Source organism: Mesosutterella multiformis, from assembly GCF_003402575.1.
In the GTDB taxonomy this organism is placed as follows: Bacteria; Pseudomonadota; Gammaproteobacteria; order Burkholderiales; family Burkholderiaceae_F; genus Mesosutterella; species Mesosutterella multiformis.
The window spans coordinates 1,115,235-1,129,037 of the sequence record NZ_BGZJ01000001.1 but is presented as its reverse complement, the minus strand read 5'-3'; the positions used below and the strand labels follow the sequence as shown (position 1 = coordinate 1,129,037).

The window sequence follows — 13,803 nt, the reverse complement described above, 5'->3', positions numbered from 1 at the left end:
CCCAACTGAGCATCCTTATTCTTATAATGGATTTTCTCTGTTACCCCGATTTTCTTAATTCACTCTCATGCAGGTCTACCGCGGCATCCCTTATCTGCCTGGTGAAGTCCGTGCCGCTGTCGCGATCGGAAATTTCGACGGCGTCCACCTCGGACACCAGGCGCTTCTCAGAAGCCTCTGCAGCCACGCTGCTTCCCACGGCGAAATCCCCTGTGCGCTCACCTTTGAACCGCACTCGAAGGAGTTCTTCGCGCCTGAGAAAGCCCCGTGCCGTATTTCCACGCTGAGGGACAAGACGGACGCCATCGCATCCTGCGGTATCGAGAAACTTTTCTTCGCCCACTTCTCAGGCCGCATGGCAAGTCTCAGCGCCGAGCAGTTTGTGAAAGAAATTCTCGTTGACCGGCTTCACGCCTCCTTTGTCACGGTTGGGAGTAATTTCACCTTCGGTCAGGACGGAAAAGCGGGCCCTGATGACCTTGTGCGCATCGGCGCGAAGTATGGCATTGAAGTTTCCGCCAAAGATCTGATCGTGAAGGATAACGAGAATATCTCGTCCACCCGGCTGCGCGCCGCGCTCGCTGCTGGCGACCTGAAAGAAGCCGAGCGGCTGCTCGGCCGCCCGTACTGCATGTCAGGCCGCGTTGTGCACGGTGAGCATCTCGGTCACACGCTGGGATTTCCGACACTCAACCTCCGCCCGGTGCCTCCGGGATGCCACGCTCAGCCCGCTCTCACCGGCGTCTTTGCCGTGATGGTTTCCGGCATCGTCCCCGGAAAAGAGCTGCCCGGTGTCACGAGCCTCGGCAACCGCCCTTCAATCGGCGGCAACCTGCAGTTCACCTGTGAAACGAACCTTCTCGACTGGACAGGCGACGCCTATGGGAAGCTGATCCGCGTGCGGTTCGTTGAAAAACTTCGGGACAACAAACGCTTTTCCGACCTTGATGAACTCATTGCCGCGATCCATAACGACGCGATCCGCGCGCGCCGCATCTTCGGGCTTTCTATTGAAGCCGGGGGAGCCCCTGTCGCTTAAAGGTTGAAGCGACCGCGAAATTCTTAATACAACCAAAACTTAATCCATCCGAAGAGCCCGAGGGGGCCGGAGATTAAAGCAATATGGCCAAAACAACTGAAGACACCAAGAAGTATCCTCTCAACCTTCCAGACACGCCGTTCCCGATGCGCGGCGGCCTCGCCAAGCGTGAGCCGGCCTGGATCGACGAGTGGGAGAGGAAGGACATTTACCACGTCGTGCGCCGTGCCCGTCAGGGCGCGAAGAAGTTCCTGCTGCATGACGGCCCCCCGTATGCGAACGGGGACATTCACCTTGGCCACGCGGTGAACAAGATCCTGAAGGACATCATCAACAAGACGAAGCTGATCGAAGGCTACGACGTGCCGTACGTTCCGGGCTGGGACTGCCACGGCATGCCGATCGAAATTCAGATCGAGAAGCAGTACGGCAAGAACCTGCCGCCTGAAGAACGTCAGGCCAAGTGCCGCGCCTACGCGCACGAGCAGGTGAAGCGTCAGATGAAGGACTTCAAGCGCCTCGGCGTTCTCGCCGACTGGGGCAATCCTTACCTCACGCTCCGTCACGACACGGAAGCGAGCGAAATCCGCGCCCTCGCGGAAATCATGAAGAAGGGTTACGTGTACCGCGGCCTGAAGCCTGTGAACTGGTGCTTCGACTGCCAGAGCGCGCTCGCTGAGGCTGAAGTGGAATATAAGGACATCAAGGGTCCGACTCTTGACGTTGCCTTCCCGCTTTCTGATGAGGACCACGCCAAGGCTGAGAAGGCTTTCGGTGTCGCCATCACGAAGCCCTGCGCGATCGTGATCTGGACCACGACCCCGTGGACCATTCCCGCGAACCAGGCCCTAAACGTTCACCCCGAACTCAGCTATCAGCTGATCGATACCGGCAGCCGCCTCCTGATTCTTGGCGAGACGCTTGCCGCCTCCGCTCTGGAGCGTTACGGCATGACGGGCACGCCGCTCGCCACGGTGAAGGGCTCGGCGCTCGAAGGCATCCGTTTCCGCCATCCGCTTGCTGAGATGGATAAGGGCTACAGCCGCTTCTCTCCCGTGCTCCTCGCGGACTATGTTGACGCCTCTGCCGGTACCGGCATCGTTCACTCCGCCCCGGCTTACGGTGTCGACGACTTTAACTCCTGCAAGCGCTACGGGATGACGAATGACGAAATCCTGAACCCGGTGCAGGGCGACGGCACGTACGCTGAGAGCCTCCCGCTCTTCGGCGGCATGAATATCTGGAAGGCGAACCGCAAGATTCTCGACACGCTGCGTCTCGCCGGCAACCTTCTGAACGAAAGCTCCATCACCCACAGCTACATGCACTGCTGGCGCCACAAGACGCCGCTGATCTACCGCGCGACCACCCAGTGGTTTGTGCGCATGGATAAAGCGAACAGCGACACGCGCGGCGTGCTGCAGCCTGAAGGCGCCGCGGAACCCGAACCGCTCCGCGATGTCGCGCTCCGCGGCGTTGACGCAACGACCTTCTATCCGCCCTGGGGCTACAACCGGCTCCACGCGATGATTGCTAACCGCCCCGACTGGTGCCTCTCGCGTCAGCGCATCTGGGGTGTTCCGATGCCCTTCTTCCTGAAGAAGGACACCGGTGAACTGCATCCGCGCACTCTTGAAATCATGGAAGAAGTCGCGAAGAAAGTTGAGAAGGGCGGCATCGAAGTCTGGACCACCGCCAAGGCGTCTGACTTTATGCCTGAAGAAGAGGCCAAGCTTTACGAGAAGACGAACAACACACTCGACGTGTGGTTTGACTCCGGCACCACGCACTACACCGTGATGCGCGGCAGCCATAAAGATGATCTCGGCTTCCCGGCTGACCTCTACCTCGAAGGCTCCGATCAGCACCGCGGCTGGTTCCACAGCTCGCTGCTCACCGCTTCGATGATTGACGGCCGTCCGCCGTATAACGCCCTCCTCACGCACGGCTTCACCGTGGATGAGAACGGCGAAAAAATGTCGAAATCGAAGGGCAACATCGTCCGCCCGCAGGAAATCTCCGACAAGTACGGTGCCGAAATCCTCCGTCTCTGGGTGGCTTCGACCGACTACACGGGTGAAATGCGCCTCGGTCAGACCATTCTGAAGGGTGTTGTTGACTCTTACCGCCGTATCCGCAACACACTCCGCTTCCTGCTCGCGAATACGAGCGACTTCTCGATTGAGAAGGATGCCGTTGACGTGAAAGACATGCTGGATATCGACCGCTGGGCCATTGCCCGCACGGCTGAGCTCCAGGCTGAAGTGATCAAGCTCGGTGACAAGTATGACTTCCATACGCTCGTCTCGCAGCTGCACGCTTTCGCCTCCGAGGATCTCGGCAGCTTCTACCTCGACATCCTGAAGGACCGTCTGTACACGACGAAGGCTGACAGCCTGCCGCGCCGTTCGGCCCAGACCGCGCTCTGGCACATCACGGCGACCTATCTCCGCCTGATGGCCCCGGTTCTGACCTTCACGGCCGAAGAAGCCTTTGCGGTCTTCAGCCCGAATAAGGACGGCACGATCTTCACGGAAACGCATCACAAGCTCCCCGAGATCGACGGCGCCGAGGATCTCCTCAAGCGCTGGGCTCTGATCCGCGAAGCCCGCAGCATCGCTCAGAAGGCGGTGGAAGACATCCGCTCTCAGGGAGAAGTCGGTTCTTCGCTCCAGGCTGAAGTCGAAATCCGCGCCTCCGGCGACACGTACGACGCGCTTGCCTCTCTGGGTGATGAGCTGAAGTTTGTCACCGTGACGAGCGCCGCCACCCTCGTGAAGGGCGCTGACGGCGAAGCCACTGTCTGCACCGCCCACAAGACCGCCGGTGAGAAGTGCGCCCGCTGCTGGCACTACGAGTCTGATGTCGGCTCCGTTGAAGGCTACGCTGACCTCTGCCCGCGCTGTGTCTCGAATCTCTTCGGGAACGGCGAACTGCGGGCGAAGGCCTGAGGATCCGGGATGGCATCTGTGTCCCGCTCCAGGACAGGCGCGATCCTCTGGTTCGCGCTTGCCCTCCTCGTGATCCTCGCGGACCAGGCCTCCAAGGCCTGGGCAAACGATGTTCTTGCCGCTTCCTGGATTCAGGTGACGGGGTTCTTTAACCTCGTCCTCCTGAGGAACACAGGCTCCGCCTTCTCGTTCCTCGCGGATGCAGGCGGCTGGCAGAAGCTGCTCTTCTCAGCCGTGGCAATCGGTGTCTCGGCCGCGATGGCTGCGGTCATCTGGAAGCATTCGGCTGAAAAGCTCGCTCCGGCCGCCGCGGCGCTCGTGCTCGGCGGCGCGATCGGCAATCTGATCGACCGCCTGATGCTCGGTTCTGTCACGGACTTCATCGACCTTCATATCGGTGATATCCACTGGCCGGCCTTTAACATCGCGGACTCAGCCATCGTGCTGGGCGTCATCTTTTTCATCCTGATTGAGCTGAGAAAGAAGTAGGTCTCAGGCGCTTTTTACAGCCAGGCATTCACAGCCCTCCGGAGCTTCACGGTTCCGGAGGTTTTTTCATGCGTCAGAGCGCCGAAAATTCTTTCTGACTCCGTATAATGAGTTGCATCATGCTGAAGAACCTCATCGCCAAGGCCGGCGTAAAGGCCGCCATGAACCCCATTGCCGACGATATGAAACGCGTGGACGCCATGATCCACACGTCACTCGGCAGCGGCATCCACCGTGTTGCCGAAGTGGCTGACTACATTACGAGCTCCGGCGGCAAGCGGATGCGCCCGGCGCTCGTGCTGCTCATTTCGAAAGCGCTCGGTTACAAGGGCGATCAGGACGTGTTCCTCGGCGCCGTTATTGAAATCCTCCACACCGCCACGCTGATGCATGACGACGTGGTGGATGATTCCCCGATGCGCCGCGGCCGTCCGACGGCAAATGAGAAGTGGGATAACCCCACCGCGGTTCTGGTCGGCGACTTCCTTTACACGCGCGCCTTCCAGATGATGGTGAGCACAGGGAATCTGCGTGCCATGGCTGAAATCGCTGCGGCCGCGAACCGTCTTTCTGAAGGCGAAGTGCTTCAGATGGATAACGCGCATGATCCTTCGCTCTCGAAGGAGCGCTACTACGAAGTGATCGAACGGAAGACCGCCTGCCTCTTCAAGTGCGCGGCTCAGATCGCCTGCTCGATCGCGAATCCGCCCGAAGAACAGGAAAAGGCGCTCTGCGACTACGCGCTGCGTCTCGGCTATGCCTTCCAGATTGTGGATGACATCCTTGACTATGCGGGCGACGCCGCTACAACCGGCAAGAACCTCGGCGCGGACCTCGAGGAAGGCAAGGTCACGCTCCCGCTGATCTACGCGATGCAGCGTGCCTCTGACTCGGACCGGGCCCTGATCGAAGAAGCTATCCGCAAGGGACACGGTGACTTTGACCGCATCAGCGCGATCGTACGCGACACCGGAGCGCTTGAAGCGGCCCGTGAGACAACCCGTGAGGAAGCGGCCCGCGGCATTGAAGCGCTGAAGGCCATTCCGGCAAGCCGCTACCGCGACGCGCTTGAACTCATCATCAACTACACCGTTGAACGCAACAAGTGACGCGGCAAGCCGCGTCCGCAAGGGGGAAAAGGATTGCAGCAGGAACTGACCCTCAAGGGTAAAACCATTCTCCTCGCCGCGACGGGCGGCATCGCGGTCTATAAGAGCTGCGAACTCGTGCGGCTCCTCATGAAGCGGGGAGCCGACGTCCGTGTCGTCATGACGGAAAACGCGGCGAAATTTGTGACGCCGCTCACCTTTGAAGCGCTGTCCGGGCATCCTGTCGTCACCAGCGAATGGGATACCCGCTCAGGCGTTATGCCTCATATCCGTCTTTCTGACGGCGCTGACCTCATTATTGTCGCCCCCGCCACAGCAAATACGATCGCGAAGGCCGCATGCGGCATCGCGGATAACGCTGTCTCGACACTCATCTGCGCACGCCGCGCTCCGATTGCCTTTGCCCCCGCGATGAACACCCGCATGTGGGAGAATCCGGCGAATACCCGGAATATCGAAACGCTGAAGCAGGATGGGATCGAAGTCTGGGGGCCGGCCGCCGGAAGCCTTGCCTGCGGTGACACGGGTACCGGCCGGATGCTGGAGCCTGAGGAGATCGCGTCGCGGACCGAACTCTTTCTTCACAGGAAACCGCTTGCGGGACGCCGCATTCTGATTACCGCGGGTCCCACCTACGAGGCTATTGACCCGGTGCGGGGCATCACAAACCGATCCAGCGGCCGCCAGGGCTACGCCATCGCGCGCGAAGCGGCGCTGCGCGGCGCCGCGGTTACGCTGATCTCAGGACCTGTTTCCCTTCCGGTTCCCTTCGGTGTCACCCGGATTTCTGTTGACTCGGCCTCCGCCATGCGGGATGAGGTTCTGAAGCGCACCTCGGGCGCGGACGCCTTCATCAGTGTGGCTGCCGTCTCTGACTGGCGTCCCGAGCACGTCTCGGATCAGAAGATCAAAAAGGACGGAAAAGCCGTCACCCTTAGCCTCACAGAGAATCCAGACATTCTTTCCGAAGTTGGTCATCTCAGTGCCGGACGCCCGGCCGTGGTGATCGGTTTTGCGGCGGAAACCGAGAACATCATTTCCTACGCCAGTAAGAAACTCCGGGCGAAAGCGGCTGATCTCATCATCGCGAATGACGCTGCCCATGCGCTCGGGTCGGAGGATAACGACGCGGTTTTCGTAACGGAATCCGGAGCCGAACCGCTTGGCCCCGGCCCGAAATCCCGTGTGGCAGAGGCTATTCTTGACCGCCTCGCCTCTCTCCTTGCCTAGTGTTGTAGGATGAATGGGTACGGATCATATCCGCATTCTGCAGGGGGAAAAAGATGAAAGATCCTTTCGGGCTTGAACCAGCTGACGGCGACTATGTTGCCTATATTGAGAAGCTGCAGGCAGGGAAAATCAGAAATCTCGATCCTCTGAAGACCGCAGCGAGTTCGCCTGCCGCGACAAATCCTGTTCCTCCCGGAACCCCGGAGTCGACAGCTGAGGCTGCCGAGGAGCGGGAACAGTCCGTGATGGCGGAGCTCGCGAAAATCGGCATTCCGGTCCCCTCTCCGATTCCGGAGCCACCGTCCTCCGCGCCGTCCACAATGGACCCTGGCCCCGCAGGAGAAACACCGTCCGAGCGTCTCAGGCGCCGCGCGCGTGAAGCGAACGCCCGCAACGCGGCGCGGGCTTTTTCGGGGCTCATTTCCTTCGTGAGCTTCGGTCTCATTGTGCTCGGCATCATTCTTGAGACACCGTGGCTCACCGTGGTCGGCATCATCCTCACTCTTTTCACCTTCAACCTCGCGGCGAACGGCCGTAAAAAGTAAACATGCTTCGTATTGCTCTCAAAGTGCTCGACCCCCGGGCGAAAGAACATCTTCCGAAAACCGCAACGGCGGGCTCTGCCGGAGTCGACCTGAAGGCGCTTCTTGATTCCCCCCTCACCGTGAATCCCGGTGAAACCACCCTCGTCCACACGGGGCTCGCGGTGCACATCGCGGATCCCGGCTACGCCGCTCTCATTCTTCCCCGCTCGGGGCTCGGCCATAAGCACGGCATCGTGCTCGGCAATCTCGTCGGTCTCATTGACTCTGATTACCAGGGCGAACTCATGATCTCCGTCTGGAACCGGGGGCGGGACGCTTTCACGATCAATCCCTTTGACCGCATCGCGCAGCTTGTGATTGTCCCGGTTGCCCAGCCTGAGTTTGAACTCGTGGATGAATTCGGCGAAACGGACCGCGGTACGAACGGCTTCGGTTCTACCGGCACCCGATAAGACAGCGGTTCCGCCGGCAACAGAAACGCCCTCAGGGAGTTCTCTCCTCTGAGGGCGTCTTTCTGTCCGGCGTCTGAAACAGAATCAGGCGGGAAGCGCTTCCTGCTTCTTCGGCCCCTGGGCTTCGCTTCCGGGGAACTTCAGCTGAACCTTTCCGCGGTTGAAGCCGACCGTCACCTTGCCGCCGTTTTTCAGCGGCCCGAAGAGCACTGCCTCAGCGAGCGGCCGCTCCACAATGTCCTGAATCAGGCGGCGCATTGGACGGGCTCCCATCTGAGGATCAAAGCCATGCTCTGCGAGGTAATTCCGCAGAGTCGACGTGAAGACCGGCTCCACATTCCGCTTCCTGAGGCTTTCAGCCACGTTCTTCAGGAACTTATCCGTGATCTTGAGAATCAGGGCGTGGGCAAGCGGCTTGAAGCGGATAATCGCGTCAAGACGGTTCCGGAATTCAGGCGAGAAATACTTCTTGATCTCCGCGGTGTCATCTCCCTCAGATTTCGCCTCACCGAAACCGATCACGTTACGCGAGATCATCCGGGCGCCGGCATTCGACGTCATGATGAGAATCACGTTCCGGAAATCCGCCTTGCGGCCGCTGTTATCCGTCAGTGTGCCGTTATCCATCACCTGCAGAAGCACGTTCAGAATATCCGGGTGTGCCTTCTCGATTTCATCCAGCAGCAGCACGCAGTAAGGATGCGCTGTCACCTGTTCTGTCAGCTGACCGCCCTGGGAGAAACCGACATACCCCGGAGGCGCACCGATCAGGCGGCTCACCGTGTGGGGTTCCGAGTATTCGCTCATATCAAACCGGATCAGGCTGACGCCGAGCGACTCCGCGAGCTGCTTCGCAAGCTCAGTCTTGCCGACACCGGTGGGACCCGTGAAGAGGAAGGAACCCACCGGGCGGTCCGACTTGTCAAAGCCCGCACGGGAGAGACGGATGGCAGACACTACCGCGTCCACCGCTTCGTCCTGACCGAAAATCCGCTTCTTCAGGTCTTCCGGCAGGTGATACAGCTTCTCTTCGTCGCCCTGAGAGAGCGTCGCCACCGGGATCTTCGTCATCTTCGCGATGGTTTCCTCAATCTCCCGCTCGTCGATTACGCTCTTTCGGGATTCGGCCGGCAGGAGCCGCTGCGCGGCACCCGCCTCATCGATCACATCGATCGCCTTATCAGGCAGCCTCTTATCACTCATATAGCGCTCAGAAAGCGTTACCGCGGCCTCAATCGCCTTATCGGTGTACTTGAGGCCGTGATGCTCCTCAAACTTCGCGCGAAGCCCCTTCAGGATCTGAACTGATTCATCCGCGGTCGGCGCCGGAACGTCAATCTTCTGGAAACGGCGGGCAAGCGCGCGGTCCTTCTCGAAAATGCGGCGGAATTCCTCATAGGTCGTTGCGCCGATGCAGGAAAGCTCACCGTTCGCGAGGGCGGGTTTCAGAAGATCCGCGGCATCGAGCGTCTGGCCGCCCGAGGTGGAACCCGCGCCGATCACCGTGTGGATTTCGTCAATGAAGAGCACCGTTTCCGGGCTTTCCTTCACGGCGTCCACGAGCCGCTTCATGCGGTCCTCAAAGTCGCCGCGATACTTCGTGCCGGCCACGAGCCTCCCCATGGAAAGCGAACGGATGACCCGCTTCTTCAGAATATCAGGCACTTTCCCGGAAACAATGCGGCTTGCGACACCTTCCGCGATCGCGGTCTTGCCGACCCCCGGCTCACCGACCAGCAGCGGATTATTCTTTCTGCGGCGGCAGAGCACCTGGATCACGCGGGTCATCTCTTCCTCGCGCCCGATCAGAGGATCAAGCTTCCCCTCTTTGGCCTTCTCATTCAGATTCACCGTAAAGGCATCAAGAATAGCGGCACCTGCGGTGCCGGCTTCAGGTCCCTCGTCTCCGGCGGGACCCGCGGGTTCGGCGAAAGACTCCTGATAGTCGTCCCGATGAAGATCCGTGAGGTATTCGACAAGACTCAGCTTATCGAGTCCCTGCTCGGTGAGATAAGCGACAGCCCAGCTGTCAGGCTCATCAAAAATCGAGACGAGCACATCTTCCCCATGCAGATCCTGATCCTTGCGGCCGGACTGCTGCACGTGCACCAGGGCCCGCTCGATCACACGCTGGAACCCGACAGACGGCTGCGGATCCTCTTTCAGTGTCGCGAGCTTCGGCACCTTCGTATCGATAAATTCCTCGAGATTCCTCTTCAGCTGCGACTTGGAGCAGCCAAAGTAGGCAAGGACGCGGCTGACACGGTCATTCGAGAGCAGTTCGAGCAGCAGCGCCTCGACCGTAATCAGCTGACTGCGGACCGTTGTCGCCGTGACGAATGTGTTCTGAAAGTTCTTTTCCAGCTGTCTGTCGATCATGATTATTCCTGCCGTTCAACCAAGCACCGGAAAGGGAAGCCATTGTCCTTCGCGAGATGCATCGCTCTCGCCGCCAGACTTTCCGCCACATCTTTTACATAGACGCCTGCAATGCCGCGGCCGGTCTGGTGGACCTCAAGCATGAGCTTTTCCGCTTCTTCGCACGTTTTGCCAAAAAGCTTGCGAAGCACGAAGACTACGAAGTCCATCGTCGTGTAGTCATCATTCAGCAGCACAACACGCCACATCGGAGGAAGAGCACAGGCTCTGTGTTCCTTCACCGCAAGGCACGTACCGCTGCATCTTTCAATTTTCTGCCGCGTCATTCCGGATTAAGTTCCAATTAAGTAATTCCATTTTGCAAAAAAAAACGGAGAGCAGTGAGGCTTCTCATCACGGGTCTGAGTGAAAACGCATATTTTTATTGACGAAACCCACCTTTTTATCAGTTAAATCCCTTGTGAGGTATGCAAGTTTTAGGAATATGGCGTATTGTCTGAAGTGTGCGGTAAGCTTGATCGAGCAGAACTTGTATCACGCTCGCTGCTCGACCCCTTCGGGCTTTTCCGCAGGGTGGTTCTTCTGCCTGTCCTATCAGGCCCTCTATTGTGGCTCATCAGGCAGAATCTGTATCAGATGGAGATTTACAAATGGCTACCGGTATTGTGAAGTGGTTCAATGACGCCAAGGGTTACGGCTTCATTACCCCGGATGAAAAGGGAGAAGACCTCTTCGCTCATTTCTCTGCGATTAAGATGGACGGCTTCAAGTCCCTGAAAGAAGGGCAGCGCGTGACGTTTGACGTGGTCGATGGCCCGAAGGGCAAGCAGGCCGCGAACATCATGTCGGCTGAGTAATAACTGCTTCACGCCGAAACCCCGTTGTTTCCTCCCTGTGGGGGAACAGCGGGTTTTTTATTGCCATGAAAAAACTGCTCCGGATTTTTGCCCCCGCTGTTTTCGCAGTCACAGCCGCCGCGGCTGGCGCCTCTGGCACCGCGTCGATTGAGATCCGCGGCCACAGCGCGTCGGTCTCAGTCGCAGAGACAGCGGAAGAGCTGCAGCACGGACTGATGGGGGTTCAGGCGATGCCTGAGAATCGGGGCATGTTGTTTGTCTTTCCGAAAAGCGGCTCCTGGTGCATGTGGATGAAAAACACCCCGCTTCCGCTCTCTGTCGCATTCTTTGACGACAATTTCCGCCTGATTTCGATTGCCTCGATGACGCCCTGGTCCACGGAAATTCACTGCGCGCTGAACCCCGCGCGCTACGCGCTTGAAATGAATGACGGTTGGTTCAGGGCCCGGGGAATTTCCCCCGGTGACACGCTCAGCGTGACCCGCCGTCCCTGATCCCCTGACCTCAGGACTGCTTCGGACGGACCTCAGAAACAGTGAGGGACGCCTCACCGTCGGGCAGCACCGCGGTCACCGACTCCCCCTTTCTCAGCGACTTCACGCTCCGGACAATCCCCGCGTCACGGTAAAGCAGCGCGAATCCTCTCTCCAGCACGCGGCTCACTTCGAGAGACTTCATTTTGGATTCTTCAAACCGAAGCGCGGTCCGGCGTTCATCCAGCCCTGAGGCTGCCACCGCGGCGAGTCTCGTCCGCAGGGTCAGCAGATCTTTCCCCGACTCTCTGAATGCCGGTTTCGCGGTCGCGAGACGCTGAGCGAGAAGCCCGAGCCTCGCGCTTTCACGGCTTACCCCAGGATCGGCCCCGGAAAAGAAAAGCGTCGCCCTCGTGAGGGTTTCCTCCGCCTGCTTCAGTTTCTCTGAAAGCCCGCCCCTCAGGCCGGACGCCGCGGCATCCAGCCTTCGCCCCTCGGCGTCAAGCTTCGGTCGGTGAGAGACAATCACCGATTCCGAATTCCGGAGACGCTTTGTTTCCTCCTGAAGCGACTTCTTCAGCCGATCTTCAAGGAAATTACGCATGACAATTGGCTGAAGCTCTGCCCGGCCGAAAACCGTCTCGAGCCGACGGCGAAGCCTGGGGATCGCTTCGGAAAGCTTCGAACGGCCGCCCTGAATAAGAAGCAGCGGCGATTTTCTGATTTTTTCTTCCGCAAGCTGCAGCGCGGCCCGGCCGCCGCGAAGGAGCTCTTCCGGTGTACCCAGCCGCGTTTCCGCCATATCGAGCCGCTGCGAGGCTTCCCGCATCACGCCCTCTTCGGCCCGCTTCAGACGGTTAACGAGACTTCCGAGCCGCTGCATCAGATCAGACTCCGCAGCTGCCGCATGCTCCGCGGCCGCGGTCGGCGTAGCGGCTCTCAGATCAGCCGCGAGATCCGCGATTGTCGTATCAGACTCGTGCCCGATTCCGGTGATAACGGGAATCGGAGACATTCTGATGGCTCTCGCCACCCGCTCATCATTGAAGCAGGCGAGATCTTCAAAAGACCCGCCGCCGCGGACAAGCAGAATCACTTCTGCTTTTTCGGATTCCCCTGCCCGCCGGAGCGCTTCCGCGATCTCGGCCGCGGCTCCGGGTCCCTGGACTGACGCGGGATAGATTTCAAGCGCCACGTAGGGCGCGCGCTTTTCGAAGGTCTGGATGACATCACGCAGTCCCGCAGCTTTCAGACTGGTCACGATTGCCGCTGTCCGCGGGACAGACGGCACCGGGCGTTTCAGCTCCAGGCTGAACAGTCCCTCGCACTCAAGCTTCGCCTTCAGGCGCAGAAACTCTTCGTACAGCGCCCCAAGACCAGACTTCCGGATCCGGTTCACTGTCAGCTGCAGCCGTCCTCTCTTCATATATAGAGAGGGTTCCGCGTAGACCTCGATCTTGTCACCAACCTTCGGCTCAAACCCGACCGACTGGTACTGGGACCGGTACATGACGCAGGAAATCTGTGCCTCGCGGTCCTTCAGATCAAAGTAGCAGTGACCGCTTGAAGCCACCATGAAGCTCGCGATCTCCCCCTCAACCCAGGCGGGAGGAAAGGCTGCCCTGAGCGAATTCTGAATGCCGCGGCAGATATCGGACACGGAAATCACCGCGGCACGGGTTTCCCGTACAGGTTCCGGGGCCCGGAATCCGTACGCGTCCCCTGACAGCACATCCGAGCGGTAGCGGGAACGGGTGGATGCGGGCCGCGCGGCTCTCAGGCTGGAGCGCTTCGCGGGTTCCCGGGGAGTAGCCCCGCCCGCGGCGTCTCCGCCGAAAAGCGAATACGTGTCGAAATCATCCTTCATTGGATATCCGTCCTCTTTCTGTTCTCTGCAGTCCACTGTGAGAGTGATGATAAGCCGGTTTTAAAAAAGGCCGAAGCGGATCTCACGGTCCCGGATTTTCCCCTCCTCGGTTTCTGCACAGTTTTACGCTTTTCCGGTTTTGTCAACCCCCGCGATCCCCGAGGGCTTCCCGGGAACCCCGAGTATAACCTATAACAATATGATTTTAAAAGATTAAATTTTTATTTCAGTGGAATTCCATGATTTCGAAAAGTGACGGTTCTTCAGCCACTTAGGGGATTTCTCCACAATTGTTCACACACTTATCCACAGGCTTTTCCAGTTCCCATTTATGAAGTCAAAGATCATCATTTGATACTTTACTGATAAAAGGCTGCTTATTTTTTTGTTTTTTCTCTGTTTTTAATTCTGA

12 protein-coding genes are annotated in these 13,803 nt (G+C 59.0%); 9 read left to right on the top strand and 3 right to left on the bottom strand.

Features of this window, described 5'->3' with window-relative positions; genetic code table 11:
• The first annotated feature begins 67 nt into the window (after window positions 1-67).
• The 7 genes from M4NBBH2_RS05275 to dut all read left to right on the top strand — a co-directional run bounded on the left by M4NBBH2_RS05275 (window position 68) and on the right by dut (window position 7,815).
• On the top strand, window positions 68-1,039 hold the full coding sequence (locus M4NBBH2_RS05275) for a bifunctional riboflavin kinase/FAD synthetase (protein ID WP_116269997.1): 972 nt from the start codon (window positions 68-70) through the stop codon (window positions 1,037-1,039).
• 83 nt (window positions 1,040-1,122) lie between these two features.
• Window positions 1,123-3,990 carry an isoleucine--tRNA ligase gene (gene ileS, locus M4NBBH2_RS05270; protein ID WP_116269996.1) on the top strand — a complete coding sequence of 956 codons (2,868 nt, stop codon included), beginning with the start codon at window positions 1,123-1,125 and terminating at the stop codon, window positions 3,988-3,990.
• 9 nt (window positions 3,991-3,999) lie between these two features.
• Entirely contained in the window at window positions 4,000-4,479 is a 480-nt protein-coding gene (gene lspA, locus M4NBBH2_RS05265) for a signal peptidase II (RefSeq protein ID WP_116269995.1), read from the top strand.
• 107 nt (window positions 4,480-4,586) lie between these two features.
• The gene (locus tag M4NBBH2_RS05260; RefSeq protein WP_238691375.1) at window positions 4,587-5,588 is read left to right on the top strand and encodes a polyprenyl synthetase family protein; all 1,002 of its coding nucleotides are present in this window, start codon (window positions 4,587-4,589) and stop codon (window positions 5,586-5,588) included.
• A 33-nt stretch (window positions 5,589-5,621) separates the two neighbouring features.
• Entirely contained in the window at window positions 5,622-6,818 is a 1,197-nt protein-coding gene (coaBC, locus tag M4NBBH2_RS05255; RefSeq protein WP_235005555.1) for a bifunctional phosphopantothenoylcysteine decarboxylase/phosphopantothenate--cysteine ligase CoaBC, read from the top strand.
• A gap of 53 nt (window positions 6,819-6,871) precedes the next feature.
• The gene (locus M4NBBH2_RS05250; RefSeq protein WP_116269993.1) at window positions 6,872-7,363 is read left to right on the top strand and encodes a hypothetical protein; all 492 of its coding nucleotides are present in this window, start codon (window positions 6,872-6,874) and stop codon (window positions 7,361-7,363) included.
• Window positions 7,364-7,365: 2 nt separating this feature from the next.
• The gene (gene dut / locus M4NBBH2_RS05245) at window positions 7,366-7,815 is read left to right on the top strand and encodes a dUTP diphosphatase (RefSeq protein ID WP_116269992.1); all 450 of its coding nucleotides are present in this window, start codon (window positions 7,366-7,368) and stop codon (window positions 7,813-7,815) included.
• Window positions 7,816-7,899: 84 nt separating this feature from the next.
• On the opposite strand, the gene clpA is transcribed toward dut, so the two are convergent.
• Both clpA and M4NBBH2_RS05235 read right to left on the bottom strand, forming a co-directional pair.
• On the bottom strand, window positions 7,900-10,194 hold the full coding sequence (gene clpA / locus M4NBBH2_RS05240) for an ATP-dependent Clp protease ATP-binding subunit ClpA (RefSeq protein WP_116269991.1): 2,295 nt from the start codon (window positions 10,192-10,194) through the stop codon (window positions 7,900-7,902).
• A gap of 2 nt (window positions 10,195-10,196) precedes the next feature.
• Window positions 10,197-10,442: an ATP-dependent Clp protease adaptor ClpS gene (locus tag M4NBBH2_RS05235; protein ID WP_049686385.1), complete on the bottom strand. Its 246-nt coding sequence runs from the start codon at window positions 10,440-10,442 to the stop codon at window positions 10,197-10,199.
• A 402-nt stretch (window positions 10,443-10,844) separates the two neighbouring features.
• Between M4NBBH2_RS05235 and M4NBBH2_RS05230 the strand changes: the two genes are divergently transcribed.
• Both M4NBBH2_RS05230 and M4NBBH2_RS05225 read left to right on the top strand, forming a co-directional pair.
• Entirely contained in the window at window positions 10,845-11,051 is a 207-nt protein-coding gene (locus M4NBBH2_RS05230; protein ID WP_116269989.1) for a cold-shock protein, read from the top strand.
• Window positions 11,052-11,116: 65 nt separating this feature from the next.
• Window positions 11,117-11,545, top strand: a complete 429-nt coding sequence (locus tag M4NBBH2_RS05225) for a DUF192 domain-containing protein (protein ID WP_116269988.1) — start codon at window positions 11,117-11,119, stop codon at window positions 11,543-11,545.
• A gap of 10 nt (window positions 11,546-11,555) precedes the next feature.
• On the opposite strand, the gene xseA is transcribed toward M4NBBH2_RS05225, so the two are convergent.
• Window positions 11,556-13,391, bottom strand: coding sequence for an exodeoxyribonuclease VII large subunit (gene xseA, locus M4NBBH2_RS05220; protein ID WP_116269987.1), 1,836 nt, complete (start codon window positions 13,389-13,391; stop codon window positions 11,556-11,558).
• Window positions 13,392-13,803 lie beyond the last annotated feature (412 nt).

Bases quoted from the DNA above. Each gene is read 5' to 3' on its own strand.
- M4NBBH2_RS05275 (WP_116269997.1), top strand. From the start codon at position 68: ATGCAGGTCTACCGCGGCATCCCTTATCTGCCTGGTGAAGTCCGTGCC.
- ileS (WP_116269996.1), top strand. From the start codon at position 1,123: ATGGCCAAAACAACTGAAGACACCAAGAAGTATCCTCTCAACCTTCCA.
- lspA (WP_116269995.1), top strand. From the start codon at position 4,000: ATGGCATCTGTGTCCCGCTCCAGGACAGGCGCGATCCTCTGGTTCGCG.
- M4NBBH2_RS05260 (WP_238691375.1), top strand. From the start codon at position 4,587: ATGAGTTGCATCATGCTGAAGAACCTCATCGCCAAGGCCGGCGTAAAG.
- M4NBBH2_RS05250 (WP_116269993.1), top strand. From the start codon at position 6,872: ATGAAAGATCCTTTCGGGCTTGAACCAGCTGACGGCGACTATGTTGCC.
- dut (WP_116269992.1), top strand. From the start codon at position 7,366: ATGCTTCGTATTGCTCTCAAAGTGCTCGACCCCCGGGCGAAAGAACAT.
- clpA (WP_116269991.1), bottom strand. From the start codon at position 10,194: ATGATCGACAGACAGCTGGAAAAGAACTTTCAGAACACATTCGTCACG.
- M4NBBH2_RS05235 (WP_049686385.1), bottom strand. From the start codon at position 10,442: ATGTGGCGTGTTGTGCTGCTGAATGATGACTACACGACGATGGACTTC.
- M4NBBH2_RS05230 (WP_116269989.1), top strand. From the start codon at position 10,845: ATGGCTACCGGTATTGTGAAGTGGTTCAATGACGCCAAGGGTTACGGC.
- M4NBBH2_RS05225 (WP_116269988.1), top strand. From the start codon at position 11,117: ATGAAAAAACTGCTCCGGATTTTTGCCCCCGCTGTTTTCGCAGTCACA.
- xseA (WP_116269987.1), bottom strand. From the start codon at position 13,391: ATGAAGGATGATTTCGACACGTATTCGCTTTTCGGCGGAGACGCCGCG.